The sequence below is a fragment of the Rhodococcus sp. NPDC057014 genome (assembly GCF_042673295.1).
In the GTDB taxonomy this organism is placed as follows: domain Bacteria; phylum Actinomycetota; class Actinomycetes; order Mycobacteriales; family Mycobacteriaceae; genus Rhodococcus_F.
Genome location: NZ_JBHUSF010000517.1, coordinates 1 through 3,704 on the forward strand (window position 1 = coordinate 1; position 3,704 = coordinate 3,704).

3 protein-coding genes and 1 pseudogene are annotated in these 3,704 nt (G+C 68.4%); 3 read left to right on the forward strand and 1 reads right to left on the reverse strand.

Translation table 11 applies throughout. The features are described from left to right. Positions 1 to 54: 54 nt before the first annotated feature. On the forward strand, positions 55 to 903 hold the full coding sequence (locus tag ACFTZB_RS44040; protein ID WP_072944635.1) for a 3-hydroxybutyryl-CoA dehydrogenase: 849 nt from the start codon (positions 55 to 57) through the stop codon (positions 901 to 903). Here the strand turns inward: ACFTZB_RS44040 and ubiG are convergent. Then, on the reverse strand, positions 894 to 1,733 hold the full coding sequence (gene ubiG / locus ACFTZB_RS44045) for a bifunctional 2-polyprenyl-6-hydroxyphenol methylase/3-demethylubiquinol 3-O-methyltransferase UbiG (RefSeq protein WP_378442077.1): 840 nt from the start codon (positions 1,731 to 1,733) through the stop codon (positions 894 to 896). The two genes, ACFTZB_RS44040 and ubiG, sit on opposite strands and share 10 nt — an antisense overlap. Positions 1,734 to 1,824: 91 nt before the next feature. Between ubiG and ACFTZB_RS44050 the strand changes: the two genes are divergently transcribed. Together ACFTZB_RS44050 and ACFTZB_RS44055 are read left to right on the forward strand one after the other, a co-directional pair. Continuing rightward, a complete protein-coding gene (locus ACFTZB_RS44050; protein WP_378442078.1) occupies positions 1,825 to 3,069 on the forward strand; it encodes a hypothetical protein in 1,245 nt (414 codons plus the stop codon). Between the two features lie 86 nt (positions 3,070 to 3,155). Beyond that, positions 3,156 to 3,608: pseudogene (locus ACFTZB_RS44055) on the forward strand (MFS transporter); the annotation flags it as partial. Positions 3,609 to 3,704: the final 96 nt, after the last annotated feature.

Here is a 3,704-nt window from a genome sequence, read left to right on the forward strand (position 1 = left end):
TGGTTAGCGAGTCTCTGGACTCGCCAACCACGCACGGCTACGTGAGGAGAATTTGTGGAACTAGTAGGCGTGATCGGCGGCGGCACCATGGGTGCCGGCATCGCCGAGGTATGCATCAAGGCCGGCAGCTCGGTTCTCATCCTCGAGACGAAGCCGGAGTTCGCCGAGGCCGCGCAGGCCCGGATCGAGAAGTCCCTCGCTCGCGGGGTCAAGGCGGGCAAGCTCGACCAGGAGGCCGCGGATGCCGCGCTCGCCCGGGTGCGGGTCACCCTCGACATCGACGACTTCGCCGACCGCGACCTCGTCATCGAGGCGGCGCCGGAGATCGAATCCCTCAAGGTCGACATCTTCCAGAAGCTCGACAAGGTCGTGAAGCCGTCCGGCATCCTCGCGTCCAACACGTCGTCCATCCCGCTGATCAAGATGGCCAACGCCACGCAGCGTCCCGGGCAGGTCGTGGGCGTCCACTTCTTCAACCCGGTGCCGGTGATGCCGCTGGTGGAGATCGTGGTCAGCCTCGTCACGTCGGAGGAGACCGTCACCGCGGTCACCGACTACGCGAAGAACACGCTGCGCAAGAAGACGGTGCGGGCCGGTGACCGCGCGGGATTCATCGTGAACGCGCTGCTCATCCCGTACCTCACGTCGGCGGTCCGGATGCTCGAGTCGGGTTACGCCACCGCCGAGGACATCGACGAGGCCATGAAGGGCGGCTGCGGGTACCCGATGGGTCCGCTGACGCTGATCGACACCGTCGGTCTCGACATCACGCTCGCCGCGGCGGAGTCGCTGTACGCGGAGTTCGCCGAGCCGCACTACGCTCCCCCGACGCTGCTCAAGCGCAAGGTGGATGCCGGGCACCTCGGCAAGAAGAGCGGCAAGGGCTTCTACGACTACAGCTGATTCTGCCCCTCCGGAAGCCCGTCGCGTGGTCGCGGCGGGCTTTCGCCGTTCGCGACGGCGTATCCCATGTAGGACATGGACGTGCTCCGGATCCGCCCGAAGTCGAGGCGGCGGCTCAGCTCGCCGTAGCTGAGCCGGGTTCCGCCCGCCCGGGCGAGGTCGAGGAGCCGGAGGGGGTTCCTCGACCGCGGACCGAGCCCGACGATCTCGCCGAGCCGCAGATCGCAGCGCTCCAGGATCGCCGTCAGTTCCGCGGGGCGGATGCACATCGACCAGTCGTGGATGGGGGTGTCGAACATCCGCGTCATCCGCCACTCCTGCATGAGCTTGATGGCGACGAGCTTGCTGACGAACGTGCGGTTGATGGTGTCGAACAGGTACAGGCCCCCGGGTTTCAGCACGCGGGACGTCTCGGCGATCACTTCGCCCAGATCCGACACGTGCTCGAGGACGTCGCAGCAGTAGACGACGTCGAACGTGGAGTCCGGCACGGGGAGTCGCTCGCCCGACCCGATGCGGTACTCGATGTCGAGGTCCGCGCGGTCGGCGTGACGGCGCGCGGTGTCGATCGACACCGAAGAGGGATCGATGCCCGTCACGCGGAAACCGATGCGGGTGAACTCCTCCGCGAGGAACCCGCCACCCGACCCGACGTCGAGGGCGCGCAGACCGCGATAGTCACCACCGATCGTCTCGCCGAGCACCTCGCGGAAGTAGGCGAATCGTCCCGGCGTCAGGCTTCCGTGCAGCAGGTTGAGCGGGTTGTCCTCGTCCCACCACGACTCTCCCACCCGGTTGTAGACGTCGTTGTCGATGACCAAGCCGATCACCCCTTCTCCGCCGTGCGCACTTCGACGACGTCCAGCTTTCTCCTGCGCGTCGGTCACTTCAAGGCCGACACCCGTACGCGATGCTCGGAGGATGACTTTCCGGATCTCGCACGTGTGCCTGCTGCTGGGCGGGTTCGTCGCGGAAATTGCGTTGACGTCCACCGGGTCCGGCGGGTTCGTGTTCGTCGTGGGCCGCGAGGTCCTGGACGTGTCGTATCTCGATCCCGCCGCCGGTGCCACCCTCGCGGCGGTCGTCGCAGTCCTGGTGACGGTGCTGGTTCGTGCCCAGCGGGGCCTGTCGGCGCTGTCGTTCGCCGGCCTCGCACTGCTGGGCGTCGCCCGTTCGATCGGGCTTGGGGACTTCGAGATGTACCTCGGCGGCGTCGCTGCGGGACTTCTGCTCGGTGGTCTCGTCGGACTGTGCGCCACCGCCGACCTCGAGTGGTTGCAGACCGCACTCGCGACGGGTGTCGTCACCGGGATCCTTCTCGGCGGACCGATCGAGCACATCCGGACATCCCTTCCCCGGCGCTACGCGGACTACCTTTCCGAACCCACCGTCGATGCGGCGGCGCTGGTCGTCCTCGCGCTCACGGCCGTGGTTCTGGCCGTGGCGTTGCGGTCCGGCGACTTCGGCGAGCGGGCGGACCTCGCGGTGAGCAGGCGCGCCGTCGTCACCGGGATCGGGGTGCCGCTGGTCGGGCTGGTGCTGTGCTGGTGGGTCGCCCGTCAGGTGTGGGAGGTGGGCATCCTCGCCGGAATGCAGGGCCGGTGGAAGCTCGGGATCGTCCTCGTCGCGGTGGTGATCGCCGCCGCGCTGTGGCTGGAGGGCCGCACCGGGATCGTGCTGCTCGCCGCGATGGCGCTCGTCGCCACGGGCGGCATCGGAAGGTCTGCGTTCCCGGACTCCTGGCCGTGGCTGCTGGTGCCCGCGGCACTGGCACTCGCGGGCGCCGTGCTCGGACGGCGTTTCCCGCGGCCGGTTCTCGGCATCGCGGCGCTCGCGGTGGTCGCCGCGTCGGCTGTGTTCGAGCACCCGCCGTGGGACAACCTGCAACTCGGCGCGATGTGGCTGCTCCTTCCGCTCGCGGCCACGTACACGTTCGCGTCGAGCCTGCCGTCGAGCGGACCGGTCAGTGCGGCGGCGCTGGCGATCCCCGCCGCGCTCACCGTCCCGCTGGTCGTCGACTACGGGTGGACGGCGTACACGCCGCTCACCACATCGGGGACCACGCCGTGGCCGGACTCGTGGGGGTGGACGTCCACGGGAGTGTCCGTGGCCGCCGTGGTCACGTACGGCCTCACCGCCGCCTACCTCGGAAGACGCCCCTCCTGACCAATATGCAGGATACATACGTTGTGCACCATGCATAGTCTGTGTATGGTGCACAAATTGTGTTTCGCAACGTCAAGGAGATTCGCGTGGACAGTCCGACGCCCGTCGTCCGCCCGGGCGGCCTCGTCGCCGTGCTGGCATTCACCGGCATCGTCGCCGCACTCATGCAGACCCTCGTGGTGCCGCTGATCGGTGACCTGCCCCGGCTCCTCGGCACGACCGCCTCCAACGCGTCCTGGGTGATCACTGCGACGCTGCTCGCCGGCGCCGTGGCCACCCCGGTCACGGGACGTCTCGGCGACCTCTACGGCAAGCGTCGAATGATGCTGATCTGCACGGTGCCGCTCGTCCTGGGCTCGGTGGTCTGCGCGCTCGCGACGACCCTGGCCCCGATGGTGATCGGCCGCGGACTGCAGGGCGTCGGGGTGGGTCTGATCCCACTGGGAATCAGCGCTCTGCGGGACCTGCTGCCGCCAGAGCGCCTGCACTCCTCCATCGCCCTGATGAGCTCGTCGATGGGCATCGGCGGCGCCCTAGGCCCAAAGCCGTGTAGTTAGCGGGGACGGCTGGCGGTCAAGGATTCGGGTCTTGGGCGTGTCGTGCGCGAATGGGTAGCGGAGCTCCGGTAGAAGAGG